This is a genomic window from Candidatus Sulfurimonas baltica, assembly GCF_015265455.1.
Lineage (GTDB): Bacteria > Campylobacterota > Campylobacteria > Campylobacterales > Sulfurimonadaceae > Sulfurimonas > Sulfurimonas baltica.
In genome coordinates this window covers 55,666-73,950 of sequence record NZ_CP054492.1, presented here as the reverse complement: position 1 = coordinate 73,950, position 18,285 = coordinate 55,666, and the positions used below count along the sequence as shown (strand labels likewise).

General features: G+C 36.7%; 18 protein-coding genes. 15 read left to right on the top strand and 3 right to left on the bottom strand.

Going from position 1 to position 18,285, the window contains the following annotated elements; translation table 11 throughout:
* The first annotated feature begins 22 nt into the window (after positions 1-22).
* The 7 genes from HUE88_RS00365 (at position 23) to HUE88_RS00335 (ending at position 6,596) form a co-directional block, all read left to right on the top strand.
* Entirely contained in the window at positions 23-1,954 is a 1,932-nt protein-coding gene (locus HUE88_RS00365; RefSeq protein WP_194369983.1) for a diguanylate cyclase, read from the top strand.
* Between the two features lies 1 nt (position 1,955).
* Complete coding sequence (locus tag HUE88_RS00360; RefSeq protein WP_229860108.1) at positions 1,956-2,456, top strand: bifunctional adenosylcobinamide kinase/adenosylcobinamide-phosphate guanylyltransferase; 501 nt, start codon at positions 1,956-1,958, stop codon at positions 2,454-2,456.
* Entirely contained in the window at positions 2,453-3,196 is a 744-nt protein-coding gene (locus HUE88_RS00355; RefSeq protein ID WP_194369979.1) for an adenosylcobinamide-GDP ribazoletransferase, read from the top strand. The genes HUE88_RS00360 and HUE88_RS00355 overlap by 4 nt, the downstream gene beginning before the upstream one ends.
* Positions 3,196-3,732 (top strand): alpha-ribazole phosphatase family protein, encoded by a 537-nt coding sequence (cobC, locus tag HUE88_RS00350; protein ID WP_194369977.1) that lies wholly within the window; start codon positions 3,196-3,198, stop codon positions 3,730-3,732. The genes HUE88_RS00355 and cobC overlap by 1 nt, the downstream gene beginning before the upstream one ends.
* Positions 3,719-4,774, top strand: a complete 1,056-nt coding sequence (locus HUE88_RS00345; protein WP_194369975.1) for a nicotinate-nucleotide--dimethylbenzimidazole phosphoribosyltransferase family protein — start codon at positions 3,719-3,721, stop codon at positions 4,772-4,774. The genes cobC and HUE88_RS00345 overlap by 14 nt, the downstream gene beginning before the upstream one ends.
* Before the next feature lie 96 nt (positions 4,775-4,870).
* On the top strand, positions 4,871-5,266 hold the full coding sequence (locus HUE88_RS00340; protein ID WP_194369973.1) for a hypothetical protein: 396 nt from the start codon (positions 4,871-4,873) through the stop codon (positions 5,264-5,266).
* Positions 5,267-5,396: 130 nt separating this feature from the next.
* Positions 5,397-6,596 carry a diguanylate cyclase gene (locus HUE88_RS00335; RefSeq protein WP_229860107.1) on the top strand — a complete coding sequence of 400 codons (1,200 nt, stop codon included), beginning with the start codon at positions 5,397-5,399 and terminating at the stop codon, positions 6,594-6,596.
* Here the strand turns inward: HUE88_RS00335 and HUE88_RS00330 are convergent.
* The 3 genes from HUE88_RS00330 to HUE88_RS00320 form a co-directional block, all read right to left on the bottom strand.
* Positions 6,593-9,385 carry an SUV3 domain-containing protein gene (locus HUE88_RS00330; protein WP_194369969.1) on the bottom strand — a complete coding sequence of 931 codons (2,793 nt, stop codon included), beginning with the start codon at positions 9,383-9,385 and terminating at the stop codon, positions 6,593-6,595. The genes HUE88_RS00335 and HUE88_RS00330 overlap by 4 nt on opposite strands.
* 310 nt (positions 9,386-9,695) lie before the next feature.
* The gene (gene ppsA / locus HUE88_RS00325) at positions 9,696-12,077 is read right to left on the bottom strand and encodes a phosphoenolpyruvate synthase (RefSeq protein ID WP_194369967.1); all 2,382 of its coding nucleotides are present in this window, start codon (positions 12,075-12,077) and stop codon (positions 9,696-9,698) included.
* A 202-nt stretch (positions 12,078-12,279) separates the two neighbouring features.
* Positions 12,280-12,729, bottom strand: a complete 450-nt coding sequence (locus HUE88_RS00320) for an Hsp20/alpha crystallin family protein (RefSeq protein WP_194369965.1) — start codon at positions 12,727-12,729, stop codon at positions 12,280-12,282.
* A 212-nt stretch (positions 12,730-12,941) separates the two neighbouring features.
* Between HUE88_RS00320 and HUE88_RS00315 the strand changes: the two genes are divergently transcribed.
* The 8 genes from HUE88_RS00315 to HUE88_RS00280 all read left to right on the top strand — a co-directional run bounded on the left by HUE88_RS00315 (position 12,942) and on the right by HUE88_RS00280 (position 18,255).
* Entirely contained in the window at positions 12,942-13,526 is a 585-nt protein-coding gene (locus HUE88_RS00315) for a ferritin-like domain-containing protein (RefSeq protein WP_229860106.1), read from the top strand.
* A gap of 118 nt (positions 13,527-13,644) precedes the next feature.
* Positions 13,645-14,142: a rubrerythrin family protein gene (locus tag HUE88_RS00310; protein WP_194369962.1), complete on the top strand. Its 498-nt coding sequence runs from the start codon at positions 13,645-13,647 to the stop codon at positions 14,140-14,142.
* A gap of 11 nt (positions 14,143-14,153) precedes the next feature.
* Positions 14,154-14,351, top strand: coding sequence for a (2Fe-2S)-binding protein (locus HUE88_RS00305; protein ID WP_194369960.1), 198 nt, complete (start codon positions 14,154-14,156; stop codon positions 14,349-14,351).
* A gap of 104 nt (positions 14,352-14,455) precedes the next feature.
* Entirely contained in the window at positions 14,456-14,722 is a 267-nt protein-coding gene (locus tag HUE88_RS00300) for a hypothetical protein (protein WP_194369958.1), read from the top strand.
* Between the two features lie 62 nt (positions 14,723-14,784).
* Positions 14,785-16,155 carry a hypothetical protein gene (locus HUE88_RS00295; protein ID WP_194369957.1) on the top strand — a complete coding sequence of 457 codons (1,371 nt, stop codon included), beginning with the start codon at positions 14,785-14,787 and terminating at the stop codon, positions 16,153-16,155.
* Between the two features lie 98 nt (positions 16,156-16,253).
* Positions 16,254-17,129: a metal ABC transporter substrate-binding protein gene (locus tag HUE88_RS00290; RefSeq protein WP_194369956.1), complete on the top strand. Its 876-nt coding sequence runs from the start codon at positions 16,254-16,256 to the stop codon at positions 17,127-17,129.
* Positions 17,126-17,878, top strand: coding sequence for a metal ABC transporter permease (locus HUE88_RS00285; protein WP_194369955.1), 753 nt, complete (start codon positions 17,126-17,128; stop codon positions 17,876-17,878). Before HUE88_RS00290 ends, HUE88_RS00285 begins: the two co-directional genes overlap by 4 nt.
* 47 nt (positions 17,879-17,925) lie before the next feature.
* Positions 17,926-18,255, top strand: coding sequence for a bacteriohemerythrin (locus HUE88_RS00280; protein WP_194369954.1), 330 nt, complete (start codon positions 17,926-17,928; stop codon positions 18,253-18,255).
* Positions 18,256-18,285: the final 30 nt, after the last annotated feature.

Here is an 18,285-nt window from a genome sequence, read left to right as displayed (position 1 = left end):
ATTAATCAATAAAGGAGAGATTTTGAGATTAAAACTGATTCCTAAAACAAGTAAATACTACTACCGCTTTATTCTTATCTTGCTTTTTGTTTTTGTTGGTTTTATTATCTCGGCTGTCTCTATATTTGTGAGTGGTTACTACCAGTTAAACGCAATGCATAAAGAGTTTGACACTTCAGCAAAAAACACCCTTTTTTATAAAAAAGAGTTTTTACGCTCACAGACCGACAACTTTAAAAACTATCTTGCGGCGGTGGAGCAAACTTCGGAGTTTGAGGCTTTTATACGCAATGATTTAAAGAGTAGAAATCAGACAAAAGATCACATCGCTAGTATTATGATGGCAATAACGCACTCAAATCCAAGCATAATGCAGTTCAGGTTTATTGACAATAACGGGGATGAGACTATAAGAATAGACAGAGATTCATCTGGTGGCGCACCTTATAACATAGATAAAAAAAGTTTGCAAAATAAAGCTGACCGTTATTATTTTCAAGAGACCAAAGATGTTGCAAAAGGGAGAGCTTGGTTTTCAAATGTAGACCTAAGCATAGAAGATGGCAAAATTGTGCAACCTGTTGTTCCGATGCTCAGAGTAGCCAAAGCATACTACGACAACGACCGGTTCAAAGGCATTTTAATCATTAATATTTTTATGAAAAAGATTTTAGAAGAGGCTACGGCATCAGAACTTTTCAATTTGGCTATATTTGACAAAGACTCATATATATTATGCAGCAACCATGACGGGTGTGATAAGAACAGCAAAACTTGGACAAAATATCTTGAACACATCAATATTAACTGCTCACTAGATGAATATAAAAACAACACTCTTTTGAAGTTGCTTTTTCGTACAAAACAATCTTCTATTGAGATATCTGACATAATTGAAAATGGCGAAGGGCTGAAAATAGTCCTCGAAGAGAAACGCCAAAAGCTTATTGAACACACCAAGGATATAATAGACTATGTTTTGGTTATGGGAATAATAGTTTTCACCATATCTTTTCCGCTTGCCATAATGCTTTCTAGCTACCCGCTGAGACTTCATGAAAAGCTGGAGAAGTTTAAAAACAATTTGGTGAACAAGATAGATATTATAGACAAGTTTGTATGCATGTCCAGAACCGATATTGACGGAAATATCATTGAAGTAAGCACAGCCTTTACAAAACTAACCGGCTACACCAAAGATGAGCTTGTAGGAAAAAACCACCGTATTTTAAAGAGCAAAGAGACTCCGGCATCACTTCATCAAAACATGTGGCGCACTATTTTACATGGCAAAAATTGGACGGGCATTTTAAAAAATATACGCAAAAACGGAGATGAGTATTGGATAAGAAACAATATAACCCCGATAATCGAGAATGAAAAAATAACCGGCTTTACTTCAATTATAGAAAATATAACCAGTCAAAAACTCATCGAAGAGATCTCTATAAAAGATGAACTGACACAAGCTTATAATCGCCGTTTCTTTAACCAGATGTTTCACAAAGAGCTCAGACGTGCAAGACGTAACGGCAAAATGTTTTGTGTGGCAATGTTTGATATAGACTATTTTAAAAAATATAATGATACCTACGGACATATAAAAGGGGATGAAGCATTGCAAAAAGTGGTTGCTCAGGTCTCTCTTAAACTGCAACGCCCAAGTGACTACCTTTTTAGAATCGGGGGAGAGGAGTTTATTGTCATCTATTCCGATGAGCAAAGCTTTGATGAGGCAAAAATGTTTTCTTCAGAGATACTGATGTCAGTAAAAAACCTTAATATAGAGCACACTTCAAGCCTAAACGACGATGTTCTCACCATATCCTTGGGACTTTTAAATGTTACACCAGATTGCAAAATGGATGAGAGCGCAATTTTAAAACGTGTTGATGAACTTCTCTACATTGCAAAAGAGGCCGGACGGAATCAACTTGTATCCGAGGAGTGCTAGAGTGAAAAAAACTCTTTTTATAGGTGGTATCAAAAGCGGAAAATCACTTAATGCGCAAAAATACATATTGCAAATCAGCCATTTGCCTAAGCCCGTCTATTTGGCAACTACTGAGTTTATAGATGAAGAGATGCGAACAAGGGTAGAAGCTCATAAACTCAATAGAGCAGATGAGTTTGAGACCATTGAGGAGCCGCTTGAAATACTAAAAGTTATCTCTACATGTAAGAGTTTTGTTTTGTTTGAGTGTGTCAGCATGTGGATTAATAATATGCTACATCATAAAAGAAGTTTTGAAGATATGGTTAGAGAATTGGAGTCAGTTTTAAAGCTTGATAAAACAATAGTTTTTGTTTTAAATGACGTTGGTTGTGGCATAATACCGGACAATAAACTAGCACGTGAGTTTGTAGACATCAGCGGGAAACTATCTCAACTGATAGCTTCTGATTGTGATGAAGTCTACCACACCATCGCCGGCATATCAACGAGGATAAAATGAGCAATATTTTCAGAGGTTTCGCACTCGCACTCTCAATGTTAACTACTCTTCCTTTTTTCAAAGTTCACAACTTTCACAAAGGGATAAACGGCCATGCAGCTATGTTTTACCCTCTTATCGGAGTTTTACTAGGCACAATTTTATGGGCGGCTTACATACTTTTGTCTCCGTACATATCATCAACACACTTGGGAATTCTCCTTTTTGCTCTATGGGTCGTTCTCACGGGAGCTCTTCATCTTGATGGTTTTAGCGATACGATAGATGGGCTTTACGTGGAGAAAAGCAAAGCTTTGGAAGTTATGAAAGAGCCACATGTAGGCGGTATGGGGATGATTTTGACAGTAACCTTTCTTATACTAAAAGCCTCATCCCTCTCTTTGTTTCTTACCGACTATGAGGAGCTGCTCTATCTTTTACCGGCAATTTTAATGCTCTCAAGGCTCAATGCTGTTTTAGCAATTTACAACTATCCATATATAACTCCAAGCGGTATGAGCACATTGACAAAAGAGGAGCTAAGCAAAACACATATGTTTACAGCACTCTTTTACTCTCTGGTGTTAGTCCTTATATGGAAGGGGTTTATACTTTTTCTCGGCTCATTGTTAGTTTTGTTTGTTATTAAAAGATTTTTTATTAAGAGATATGGTGGTTTTACAGGCGACATATATGGTTTTACAATCGAAGTGACAGAGTTGGTTCTGTTAAACATTGTACTCTTTGGAATATTGTCTTAATGCAAATAACCTTAGTTCGACATGCAGAGGTGGATGGGGCATATCTTGGTTGCTATAACGGACATAACGACATAGGTTTGTCTTTAAAAGGTCATGAGCAGGCAAAAGAGCTAGCAAAAAGCTTAGACTCTCTAAACTTTGATGCTCTGTTTTGTTCGGACCTGCTGCGCGCCAAAGAGAGCATAAAATACTCTGCACATGTAAAAAATATCATATACACAGACAAATTAAGAGAGAAATCATGGGGAAAACACGAGGGGATGAGGTTTGATGATATTATTGCCCAAAAAGAGATAGAGTATATAGACTTTTTGCAGTGGATTAACGCCCTTGACGGAGAGCCGTATGAAGAGTATATCAAAAGAGTGAGAGAGTTTTTTTTAGAGTATCTCCCAGCCCTAAATAAAGAGCATATATTGGTTGTAACCCACGCAGGGGTTGTAAGAGTTTTTCTTAGTATAATAAAAAACATAACCCTAGAAGAAGCATTTAGCATTAAGATAGATTACGGAGATTTGATAATTGAAAACATATAATATTTTTACAAATGAAGAGGATTCTCTGCCGGTTGGCAAAGCAGACTTTCTTTTAGCTGCCTCAGTTACAAGGACATGTGAGATAGAGGGGATAACTCAGGCTGGGATTCCAGGGATGATACCTCTTACCCCTACGCTTGATGCAGAGTTTATAACAAACCAAAAAGTTTTCTCTTTGGGGGAGCTTGCGGAGACACCGACAGGTGTTCCGACTCCGGCTATTATTACAAGAGCGGTTCATAACCTGACACCCTTTAGCTCCATAGAGATTTTAAATCTGGGGCTTCATATATCTCCTCAAAATACTACATGCCAAAGCTTTGGCATTTCACCCTCTGACTCCATCGCTACAGGTGCAAACATAGACGCAAGAGATGTCTTTCACAAAGGGATGAAAGCCGGAAAAAGTTATGAACTCAAGGGCAGCTACCTCATACTTGCAGAGAGTACCCCAAGCGGAACTACCACAGCCGCGGCAACTGCCTTGGCTTTGGGGTATGAGTGTAAAAACGATTTCTCTTCTAGTTTTTTAGATGTACCGGACTCCATCAAAAACGGGACTATCCAAAAGGCTCTATCGCTTATAAACGAAGATATGGACAAATTTGAAAAACTCTCACATGTAAGTGATAATATGCTTATCTTTTGTGCAGGCTTTTTACTTGAAGCTTCAAGAAGATTTCATATAGTCCTAGCCGGCGGAACGCAAATGGCAGCCTGTCTGCTTGTAGCAGATGCCCTGAGAGAAGATGTTTTTATGCGTCTAAAAAGTGACAATATCACCCTTGCAACTACCTCTTGGGTGGCAAATGACGAGCACTCTGACATTGCTCATATTCTCTCGCTTCTAAGCTATAAGCCTCATGCTGTATATACAAGTTTTTCATTTGAGCAAGCGAGCATTCCTGTATTGAAAAAGTATGATGAGGGCGAGGCAAAAGAGGGTGTTGGAGCAGGGGCGGCACTTGGATACGCTTATGCAAACAAAATTACAAATAAAGAACTTTTGGAAGCTGTCGAATACATTTTATACATCCAATAATAACAAATTTATTTATTAACAACATAAATAATGTTATATTTCATTAATTATGGTACAATACTTTTTTTTAATCACCTTATCCAAGGAGTGATAATTATGAAGTTCATTTTACTCTTATTTTTAACAGCTTCTCTTCTACAGGCAAACATTGTCATAGTTACAAATAAAGGCTCCAATATTGGCAGTTTATCCAAAGAGTCGGTACAGTCAATATATCTTGCAAAAGTTAACACAATCGACAATGTTTGCATAGTGCCTTTGTTATGTATTAATGAAAAACTGCATGAAAAATTTGTAAATAAAATATTAAATAAATCAATATCTCAATATAACAACTACTGGATCAGATTAGTTTATACAGGGAAAAAACCTATCTCTCAAAAATTTTCTTACAATGAAATTGTTGAAAAACTTAACAATTTAAATACCATAGCCTTTATTGAAAAAAAAGATTTACAAGATAATTGGAAAATAATATATGAAGCAGATTAGCTAAAATATGAAAAATATTATCTTATATTACAACTCGCTGTCGCTGTTGAAAAAAAATCTTCTCGTCCCTTTGATAGGGATAATATCTATATTGCCTTTTTATTTTTTTATTCTCTCAAATACAATGAATATGAACTCCAACATGCAAGAGATTAATCTTGAACTGATACATCTTAATGAGTGTACTTTTAACAATATATCAATTTTAGAAAAAATACTTAATCAGCTAAACAGTGCGGTTGCGGCAAAAGAGTTAGAGTGGGTTGCCAATTCGGAGGCTCACGCAAATGAGATTAAATCCAATTTGCAAAAACATCTTCAGACCGATTATGGAGATGATATAAAAAAGGTTTTGGACTCATTTTTGGACTACTATGCATTTGCCAAGAGTGTATCCACCAAATTAATAAATAGCAACTATAGCTATGAGAATATAAGTGAAGACACCGAATTACTTGTCAAAAAATATAATAATATTTATGAGATGTTTAACGCCTTAAGGTTAAATATTAAAGATAAAATTGCGCAAAATATGAATTCCATATATGAAAACTCCAATTCCATTATATCAAACGGAAGTTATATATTTATACTCTGGTTTTCAATTTCAATCTCTGTTACATTTTTTATATCCAGAGATTTCAAATTTAGAATAAACCAGATTGTACAAGAGACAAGAGAAATTGCATCCGGTGATGCAGATTTTAACAAAAGACTCTGCATTGTATCTTATGATGAACTCGGAGATGTTACAAAATCAATCAATCTATTTATAAATAAACTTCATCAGGAGCATGAAGAGCTAGTTAAAGCAAAGAAGGAGCTCAAGAGTCTCTATGTTCTTGACTCCTTAACTAAACTTTACAATAGAGTTAAAATTGATGAAATTATTGATACCGAACTGCAAAGAATCAACAGATATACCAATAATAGTGTCTTCTCTATAATTTTGATTGATATAGACCACTTTAAATCTATTAATGACACTTATGGGCACTTGGCAGGGGACAGTGTTTTAGAGGAGTTCGCATTAATATTGAAAAACAATGCAAGAGCTACAGATTATGTGGGAAGATGGGGCGGTGAAGAGTTTATCATTATTTGTGTTGAAACAGACACTCATGGTTCTATGGCAGTCGCTGAAAAACTAAGAACGGCCATAGATAAGTTCGATTTTACAACAGTAGGGCATAAAACTGCCAGCTTTGGGGTTGCAAGCAGCACTAAAGGGATTGATGCAAAGACCATTTTAGATAATGCCGACAAGGCACTGTATAAAGCAAAAAACAGTGGCCGCAACCAAGTCGTGAACTATTCGGAGTTGCCTTAGCTTCTGCTTCGACCTCTAGCTCCCATTGTAGTATAGTGTTTTTTAAAACACGACTGGCATATACTGTATTTTGTATTAAGCGGCAAAGGTACCTGACACATTCTGCATTTTGAGGCCAAATGACTCTGTTGCAGAGACTCTTCTATGTATTGGTTGATAACTCCTCTCGCTATGCGGGCTTTATAGGCATCAGTAAAGTAGTCTTTAAATCTGTAGCTTAGCCAGAGGTAGAGTGAGATCTCTTTAACCATATCTTCTGCACGTAAAAGATCCTCTGATGTTTTGGCAAAACTTCCGGTAAGATGAGGCTCCACATATGCAATTGGCATATTCTTCTCCAGTGCTGTTAAATAACTCTCAAAAGCTCCTATAATATATGGTGATTTTAGAGTAAGCGGAGCGCAGGCAAGATGGTATTTGGTGGCTATATCCAAATCGTACGCATCTACAATCAAAGCAGCTTCGAGCATGTCATCCAAATTCCATGCAACAAACGGACCGTTAAACTCCATATTTTCCACGAAAAATTTTAGGATTTCACTTAATGAATTCTCTTCCAGGATGCTCCCTACAAGCCTTATGTGCTCCAGATTTGCCATAACCTTAAAAGGTATCGTTATAGCTTTTGCCTCTTTATAAAAGTTCTTTTTAATGATACCTAATACCTCTGAGGTTAAAGCCCCAACGTACCCTTTTTCATGCAGTCCAAACCTTCCGGCACGACCTGATATCTGATGAACTTCTGATGGGAGAAGATTTCTCTGGGTCACTCCGTCAAACTTTTCAGCCTTGGAAAAAAGTATAGTTTTTATAGGTAGGTTCATCCCCATGGCTATTGCATCAGTGGCTATTAGTATCTCTGTCTCTCCTGCCCTGAATCTTCTTGCCTCTTCTCGCCTTACCTCGGGAGAAAGATTCCCATAAACGACGCTGACTCTAAAATAAGCTACGAAGCTTTGCTTTAGCCTTAAAACATCCTTTCTGCTAAAAGCTATAATCGCTGTCCCCGCCTCAACATCTTTTATGCTTATTGGTCTATCTAGCAGCACTAGGGGATTTTTTCTCTCGAACTCAACTATCTCTAGCTCTTCTCCAAGATACTCCGCCAGTGCAATAATCGCATCTTTTGAGTTTAATGACCCTGTCATTATCACCTCTTTGGCAGGTGCCCCAATAATTGCATTTGCCCATGCCCAGCCACGGTCACGGTCATCTAACATTTGAACTTCATCAATTACACAAACATCGACATCAACATCAAAGTTTATCATCTCTATAGTTGAGCTTATATGTGTTGCATCATCATCTAAAATCTGCTCTTCGCCTGTTATAAGAGACGAAGCTATACCTCTCTCTTTTAGCGATTCATACCCTTCAAGTGCAAGAAGTCTAAGAGGGGCGAGATAGTAGCCTGTGTCGGCATACTCAAGCTTCTTCATAGCTTCATAAGTTTTACCACTGTTTGTCGGTCCTATGTGAAGAGTGAGTTTTCTTCTCATGCTTCTAGCCTGAGGAAATAGGTTTTTAAAATCTCTAATAGTCCTTGCAAGCAGAGCATGTCTCTGTTTTTTAATTATCTGATCATGAGTGCTGTGTACAAATCTTCTTACTGTTTTTCGTATTATTTTTGATGTTATATTTAAAGATAGCGGAAGCATGTCGAGTAAAAGAGCATAAACTCTTGAATGTAGCTCTAGTTCACTAAGGTGAAGCAGTGTTGCATATTTTCTGCACTCATCTACTATGCTCTGTAAATCTGTTAAAAACTGACCTTCATACTCCTCTTTCGACTCTTGAATAACCTCACTAAAGTCAAGTTCCTTAGATTTCCAAACATCTTCGAGAAGCGAATTAAGGGCTACATGTAGCTCTAAATTATACTCATGCTCCTTATCTGAATGTGGAAGCTTAAAACTCTGTTTTAGCCCAACTAGAAGCTCATCATCATGAACTTCTAATTCAACGGCTCCAAGTGCTTTTTTTATAATATCTTCGAGTATGCTCTCTTTTATCATAGGGTAAGAGAGCTTTGTTTTTGGGGGTGAGGCACGCAGAGCGCCTGCTATCTCTTTTTGTGTTAAATGTTTATGAGGGTCTGGCAAATTTTTTATAAAGTTGTTTATCTCCTCTTGCTTAAGGGCTACAACTCTCTCTTTCTCTTCGCCAATCTCGTTGATTAGTACAGACTCATCTGTATCTTGAAGATATTCATACTCATATTTCTTAGTATTTAGCGTAAGTATCTTATGAAAACTCTGAGCGTAAAGAACGTAGTGCAAAGAGGCATTAAACTCCAAAGAGTCATCTATATCAAAAATGCCGTCAAGTGCTTTTTGAAGTCTCTCTTTTTTTATGCCAAACCTGATGTGGCGAAGTTTTGACTCAACCTTGCTTATGGTAATCTTTTTGCTTCTAACTTCAGCATAAAGTTCATGAAGCATAGCTGCCTCTGCATTAGAGACATTTAGCTCTTGAAGGATTAAATCTATTTTCTCATCTCTGTCGAGATTTGGTTCTTTGGGAGCATTTGTGCTGTAGACGGTACCATTTGAGGCAAAAAAGTTTAAAATATCAGCTCTAAACTCCACATCTGCTTCGCTCCACATCATTCTCGCAGTTTTAATTAAGACATCTCTGTTATGCTCAATATCATAGATACCAAGCGTGTGAAAAAGCTCGCTTAAAGTCTCAGAACTTACTCTCTCAATTCCGACATCAAAAGGGTCATCATCAAAATATTTTCTGATTTTCTGGTTTATTTTACTGTTTTTTTTATTTTTTTTAGACATGTAAAATTGTAGCCAAAAGTCGTAAGTTTTATGACAACCTGCGCATAACTTTTTTTACTATATTTTTGTTTTAGGCTTTATGGTAACTATTGAATGATTTTTGTTCTCTAAATAATAACTAAACCAGACCCTGAATCAAGTTCAGGGTGACGGAGGGGAGGGGTGCCACCATTCCAAACCAAAGTCTCGTCATTCCAAACCAAAGTCTCGTCATTCCAACGAAAGTCTCGTCATTCCAAACCAAAGTCTCGTCATTCCAAACTTGATTTGGAATCTAAAGTATTTTTATATACAGTTTTGCCATAACTATTTAAAGCTTAGTTTCCAAGTCTGTAACTACTTTATGCATTTTGTAAAGTGAGTCAGGGTTTAGAGATATAGAGTCAATGGAGTTTTCTACTAAAAACTCTGTAATCTCTGGGTAGTCTGATGGTGCTTGACCACAGATGCCTATGTATTTACCCTCTTTTTTACAAGCATCAATAGCCATTTTTAGCATTCTCTTAACAGCCTCATTTCTCTCATCAAATATATGGTCTATCTTTGAACTCTCTCGGTCAATTCCAAGGGTGAGCTGTGTTAAGTCGTTTGAGCCTATGGAGTAACCGTCGAATATTTTTAAAAACTCATCTGCTAAAATAACATTAGCCGGTATTTCACACATTGCATATATCTCAAGTCCATTTACCCCTTGAATAAGCCCTTTTGAGTTTATAATCTCTATTACTTTTTTACCTTCATCGGGTGTCCGAACAAAAGGGATCATAATCTTAATATTAGTCAGCCCCATCTCGTCACGAACACGCTTTAATGCTTCACACTCCCACTCAAAAGCTTCTTTATAGCTTTTATCATAGTATCTGCTTGCCCCGCGAAAGCCTATCATAGGGTTCTCTTCAATTGCCTCGTAAGCAAAACCGCCAAGCATATTGCGGTACTCATTGCTCTTAAAATCGCTGCATCTTATAATTACCGGTCTTGGGTAAAAAGCGGCCGCTATTGTGCCGACGCCTTCGCTTAGTTTTTGCAAGAAGAACTCCTTTGCATCGCTAAATGGAGTCATAAAAGTACGAATTTTATTCTCATCTTTAACGCTTTTTCCTTTGTGCATATCTACAAGTGCCATAGGGTGGGCGTTTATGGAATTGGTCATAATAAACTCCATTCGGGCAAGTCCGACACCATCATTAGGCATTTTGGCAAGATTAAAAGCCTCAGCTGGGTTTCCGACATTCATGTAAAGTTTAGTTTTAGTTGGTATAAGATGGCTTATATCAATTTTATTTACTGAGTATGGGAGTTCACCTTTATATATATAACCCTCATCTCCCTGAGAACAGCTAACAGTAACACTAACACCACTCTCTAACACATCTGTTGCGTTAGTACATCCAACAACAGCAGGTACTCCAATTTCACGAGCTACTATTGCAGCATGACATGTGCGGCTTCCACGGTTGGTTACAACAGCTGATGCTTTTTTCATGATAGGTTCCCAATCAGGGTTTGTAGTGTCTGCAACCAAAACCTCACCCTCATTAAATAAGGCAAATTCAGATGTATCATTTATGATTCTTATCTTTCCAACACCGATTTTATCGCCAACAGAACGTCCGGATGCGAGTACCTTGGCATCTTCTGTCAAAGTTAAAGAATACTTCTCAATGCTTATGTCATTTTTTTGTTTGCTCATAACAGTTTCAGGTCTTGCTTGAACAATATATAGTTTGCTGTCGTTTGCATCTTTTGCCCACTCAATATCCATAGGACAATTGTAGTGATCTTCGATAATTATCGCCTGTTTAGCTAAGTTGATAACTTCATTATCGTTTATTGAAAAACTATTTTGCTCATCTTGGCTTGTCTGGACGTTATATGTTCTTTCTCCATTGTCGGCATAAAGCATCTTCTCTTTTTTACTCCCAAGAGAGTGTTTTAAGATAGTCTCTATGCCATTTCTCAGGGTGGGTTTAAAGATGAAAAACTCATCTGCATTTACCCGCCCGCTGACTACATTTTCACCAAGTCCCCATATAGAGTTAATAAGCACTAAATTATCACTTCCACTCTCTGTGTCTATAGTAAACATAATGCCGCTTGAAGAGTTATCACTACGCACCATCTTCTGCACGCCCACTGAGAGGGCAACCTTAAGGTGGTTAAAACCACGACTTGTCCGGTAGCTGATGGCACGGTCTGTAAACAAAGATGCAAAGCACTTTTTAACACTCTCAAGCAGCATGTCGGCAGTGTTCACATTTAAAAATGTTTCTTGCTGTCCTGCAAAACTGGCATCTGGCAAATCTTCCGCCGTCCCTGATGAGCGAACTGCTACGTCAACGCTCTTTACGCCATACTGCTGAGATAAGATAGAATAAGCCTCAATAACCTCATATTCAAGCACTTTTGGAAGTTTTGAGTCAAGAATTAGTTTACGTACAGCCAGACCTCTTTTTTGAAGGTTCTTTGTATCTGATATATCGAGGTCGTACAATATTTCTTTGATTGAGTTTTTGATTTGGTTTTCTTCTAGCAGTAACCAGTATGCCTCACTGGTTGTAGCAAAACCATTAGGAATATTTATCCCCTTGGCAGATAGCTTCTTATACATCTCCCCAAGTGAAGCATTCTTACCGCCTACTGTTGAAATATCATCTATTGTAAGCTCTTTAAAGAAGCGAATATATTGCATAAGATAACCTTTAAAAATATATATTATTATTTTATCATAATTATTTTAATTAAAGAGTATATGGGATTCCAAATCAAGTTTGGAATGACGAAACTTTGGTTGGAATGACGAAACTTTGGTTTGGAATGGTGGCACCCCTCCCCTCCGTCACCCTGAACTTGATTCAGGGTCTTGTCCGGGAAAAACTTAGAGATTTAAAACCTTATTTTACTTTTATCTTCTTGGTCTCTTTTTTGCTTTTTTTCGCATCAACTTTAGGAATAATCACCTCAAGAACCCCATCTTTTGATGATGCACTTATATTTTCAGCATCTACATTGTTTGGCAAAGTAAAATTTCTCTGAAACCTACCAAACGATGTCTCCACCTTATGATAATCTTCCTCTTTTACCTCTTTTTTAAAATTTCTCTCTCCTGAAATCTTCAGCACATTATCTTCCACATCCACTTTTATATCATCTTTATCTACTCCTGGCAAGTCAACATCAACATGATAGGCAAACTCCCCCTCACGAGTGTTCACGACAGGAACAAAACCTGAAATTGAGGACTCAAACTCTAAATCCAACTTTGGGAACGCACTACTGAGATTGAAAAATCTTTTATTAATCTCTTTCAAATCTTTGAACGGGTCATATTTTGTAATTAGCATAGCTAACTCCTCACTAGAAATTTAGCAGAAGGTAAAGGTAAAGGTAATAATAAAATATTCACAATTAAATTCTACGTCAAGAATTATAAATCATAAAACATTAAAATAAAATAAAATAAAACAATATATATTATTGTAAAAATATCACGCTTATACTTAACTTACACTCTTACTTTATACTTATGGTATCTATAAATAAAAAAGGATTTATTATGAAAACTACAATTACAGATTTCACACGTAGAAAATTTATGAGAAGTTTAGGGGTTGGTGCGGTTGTTGTTGCGTCTTCGGCGTTTGCGGCAGGTGCTAGAAAGAGAGGTAGTAGCACTGTTGTTGAGTTGAGCGATGAGCAAAAAGATACTCTTTTCTTTATTTTTCAAGAAGAGAAAGTGGCTAGGGATGTTTATATTACCTTAGGTAAAATGTATACTGATGAGACTACTTTTGCTAATATTCAAATTTCAGAACAAGAGCATATCTTGTCTGCTCAGGTTCTTTGTGAACGTTATGGGATTGACACATCCAGTGTAAACCTATCACTTGATGACAATTATATTGGACAGTTTGAACTTCACAGTATGCAAGAGTTGTATAATCAGTGTATAGAGCTTGGTCAAGTCTCTTTACTTGAAGCACTTAAAGTTGGTCGCTTTATTGAGGTAACTGATATTGAAGACCTTGAAAAAGCAGCGGAGGGGATGCCGTCCGATGTAGTTAACACTTATGAAAACTTAAAAAATGGAAGTCTCAACCACTTGGATGCTTTTGAAAAAGCCATAGCGAGAGAAAGCTAATTTACTGAGTAAAAGGTTATATCATAAAATAAAAAATAATTATTTCCATTTAAGTCCAACAGAGATACAATGGTCAAAAGAATATTCTTTTTCTATAAAACATATATAAGGAAATGTTATGCCTACTACAAATGAGAACTTAGATACTGCGTTTTGCGGAGAGAGTCAAGCGTATCAGAAATATAGTGCTTTTGCTAAAAAAGCACAAAAAGATGGCTTTGAAAATATTGCTAAACTGTTTCGTACAACAGCGGAGGCCGAGAAGATACATGCTGAAGGTCACTTAAAAGCTATGGACAAAGTTGGTTCAACCATAGAAAACCTTGAAGCTGCTATCGGAGGAGAGACTTACGAGTTTGAAGATATGTATCCTCCTATGCATGAGCAAGCGGTTAAAGACAACCATAAAGCAAAAAAGATGTTTGGCTATGCTCTTGAAGCTGAAAAAGTACATGCAGAGCTTTACCAAAAAGCACTTCAAGCCGTAAGAGATGGAAAAGATTTAGACGAAGTAAATATCTATCTATGCCCTACATGTGGTTATATAGAGTTGGGCACACTGCCTGAAAAATGTCCAGTATGTGGAGTCCCAGGCTCTACTTTCACTCAAATATAAGGAAAAATATAATGTTAGTATGCGAATGTAATGAAGTTAAATATGATGCTATTAAAGAGGCTGTTAAAAAACATGGTGATAACTTAGATGCTATTATGGAAGAGACTGACGCAGGAACCACGTGCGGATGTTGCCTTGAAAAAGATTGTGATAAAGTTGACTTACCTCTTCCTTTAGCCATTAAAAAAGCTTTAGAAGAACTAGCTTAAAAAATAGTTTGGGTGGGTGGTGCTTGATAATTAAATATGCACCACTCATCAACTAACAAAATAATATAACTATCACTTAAACATCTACACACTATAATACGTTTATGAAAATCAGAGCTTTATTATCAATACTTTTTGTCATCGCTACAACATTTAGTGTTATACACGAAGTTGAGCATATTATGCATACTGATGGTTATACATGTGAAGTTTGTATAGTTGATAACCACTTAGTTTCTGCAGATATTATAAGTAAAACTCAATATATTGAGATTTCCCACTTTGAAAAAATTTCACAAAAGAATCTACTTTCAACTCTACATGTAAAAGCAACTAGCAACCAAAACCGCGCACCTCCTTTCATTTCTTAACTACCCAAAATAAAACAAAAAACTTTATAAAAATAAAATATTATTATTAATAGGATAGAACTATGAAAAAGCTAATATGCTTACTATTAGTTGCATCGTCATTTCTTTTAGCTGATACAGATTTTGATCAGTTAAAAACACAGATGAGTAAACAGCAGCTTACAATACAAAAACTAGAAGAAAAAATAGAAAAACTTGAAAGTGCAAACCTTATTCAAGAGCAGACACCACAAATCCAAAGCGGTGCTTTCTCTCAGTCAAAATTTTTGCCGGATATATCACTTATAATGGATGCATCTTATGTTAATAGAAATAAAAAAGATAGTGAAATAGGTCATCTTGAAGTTCCAGGAGTTATTCACGGTCTTCTTGGCTCTCATTCAGATGGTGATATAACCCACTCAACATACAATGCAAATAGCGGCTTTAACCTAAACTATGCAGAGTTGGCAATCTCTAGTGCAGTTGATCCATTCTTTACAATGGATGCTATATTTCACTACAGTCAAAACGGGGTTGAGATAGAAGAGGCATATATAACTTCAACCGTATTAGGGCATGGTTTAAAAGTAAAAATGGGGAAATTTCTCTCAAATTTTGGTTACCTTACAGAAAAACACCATCACCTATGGAGTTTTAGCGATATGCCTTTAGTTTACCAAAGCTTTTTAGGTCTTCACGCAATCAATGAGACAGGACTTCAACTGCAGTGGACTGCTCCAACAGATACATATCTTATGGTTGGTGCAGAGATTTTACAGGGTGAAAATGAGCAGATGTTTGGCAGAGCAGCACTTGGTGATGAGGAGAATCCTATTGCAGGTGAGTCTAGTGCTCCATCACTCTTTGTAGCTTATGTTAAATCATCTTTTGACATTGGAGATACTACTATTTTTGGTGGTATTTCATATGCAAGCGGCAGTTCAAGGCTTGACTATTCCGGACTTGAAGAACCATATGTGTTTAGTGGAGACAGCTCACTTTATGGGATTGACTTACTTGCAAAGCACTACTTGGATTCATACAGTTATATCTCTCTACAGGGTGAATTGCTTATGAGAGATATGGATGGAGTTCAGTATGACCTAAATGCAACTGGTGATGTAGTAGGAAATGCAAATCTTAGAAAAAAACAAGCCGGATTCTATACTCAACTAGAGTACCAAATGAACCAAAGCTACAAAGTCGGCTTTAGATACGAATCTATCTATAAAAATGATGTTATCTCAGATGGCATAAACCAAAACGAAGCAAATAACCTAGATAAATACTCAGCAATGCTAGAGTACAGAACAAGCGAATTTGCAAGATTTAGTCTTCAGTACAGCCGAAATAATGCTTTGTACAACGAAGATGGTGTGCAACAAAGTGTCAATACGCTTATCTTTCAAGCAAATATAGCAATAGGCGCTCATGGCGCCCACTCTTTTTGATAGTCCGACAAAGCAACAAGTCACTTTGTCTCGCTTGGGGCGCTGTGCCCACTAAAGCTTGATGCCTTTGGTATCAGAAAAATAAATAAGGAAAATACATGTATAAATTATTATTGATTATATTAACACCTCTTGCCCTTTTTGCTCATATGAACATAGCGGTCAGCTACCCTTATATAGGGGCAATTACAAAGAGCATTGGTGCTGAGCATATAGATACTATCGTTCTTGCCAATGGAAATTGGGATCCGCACTTTATAGTCCCCCGTCCATCTCTTATATCAAAAGTAAGAAATGCTGATGCACTTATTATGAATGGTGCTCAACTAGAAATCGGCTGGCTACCTCCACTTATAAAAAGAGCTGCCAACCCAAAAACAAATGTTAATGCTAAAACTTTTTTAAACTTATCAAATTATGTCGCATTGATAAACAAGCCACAAAGTGTAAACCGTTCGGGCGGAGATTTGCACCCAGACGGAAATCCCCACTTTCACCTCAACCCCAACAATATATTAGTATTGGCAAAAACTATTAAAGAGTTTTTGTCATCTATAGATATTGAGCATAGTGATATTTATGAAAAAAATTATGCCGATTTTTCACAAGAGTGGAATAAAAAACTCACTCTTTGGAATGAGAAGATGGCTGATAAAAAAGGGACGAAAATTATCCAATTTCATAATGTTCTAGCCTACTTTCTTGAAGCTTACGGACTAGTGAATATAGGAGCCATTGAGCCGCTTCCTGGGATACCACCATCATCAAAACACACTTTAAACTTAATTAAGCTTATCGAAGATGAGAAGCCGTATGCCATATTTCACGATGTTTACCACTCGACAAAAACGGCACAGTTTATATCATCTAAAGCAGATATACCGCTTATTGTAATGCCCCATGATGTTGGTGCCTTGGAGTCTGTGGAAGATTTGACATCACTGTTTGATTATCTTACAAGCGCTATAAAATGATAGATATTTTTTTAGTCCCAATAGCACTTGTTGTTGTGTTGGTTATGCTTCATGCATGGTTTGGTGTCGGAATTTTAAAAAGAGGAATAATCTTTACAGATTTAGCAATAGCACAATTCGCAGCACTTGGTTCTGCCATAAGTTTGGGCTATTTTCACGAAGAGTATTTTTACATTCTTACTTTGTCCTTTGCACTGCTCAGTGCTTTTTTAATAGCTATCGCATCTCAAAGAGAGATAAAGCTAGAGGCTTTTATAGGTCTTTTATATGTCTTGGGAGCGAGTGGAATTATGATGGTTCTTTCACACTCTGCTGAGGGTATGGAGCATTTTAAATCTTTACTAGCAAGCGATATACTCTTTACTTCTCCTAACGATTTATACAAAAGTGCCATTATATACGCTTTTATCGCCTTAGCATTATGGAAAATATTGCCTAAAACAAAAGGCTTTGTTAGGGAGTTGCTGTTTTTCTCCCTGCTGGCTCTAACTGTTACATCATCAGTACAGCTAGCTGGCGTATTAGTAGTGTTTGTCCTTTTAATTGCCCCAGCATTTGTTGCGATATCTCTCGAGCTTAAAAAACCACTCCTTTACAGTTTCTTTTTTGGATGGTTTTTTAGCATAGTTGCCATTATAGCCTCATACTATTTTGATTTACCAACTGGATACAGCATAGTTTTCTTAGGTGCACTTCTCAGCTCAACTATAGTTTTATTTAGCTCGAAGAAAAACTCAGCACAAAACTAGATATTTTAATATATAATAATATTTTAAAATAAAACAAGGCAATAACTATGGAATCGTTTCACTGGGATAAGTACTATTTGACTGATATGAAAATGATTGACGAGCAACATAAAAAGCTTGTAGATATTATTAACGAGTATGGAAGTTTACTATCTGATGATAAGTTAAATACAGTAAGCCTTGAGAGAGTCTTTAAAGAACTATTTGACTACACACTCTATCATTTTGACGAAGAAGAGCAGTTGATGAGAACTATGAATGTTGATGAGCGTCACATCAGTAGTCATATCAAAAATCACAGATATTTTTTGGATGAAATCACCAGAATGCATGAGAGTCTATTGACGGACAGTCTAGCATATCAGATGAGTTATTAGATTTTTTGGTTCATTGGCTCGCTTATCATA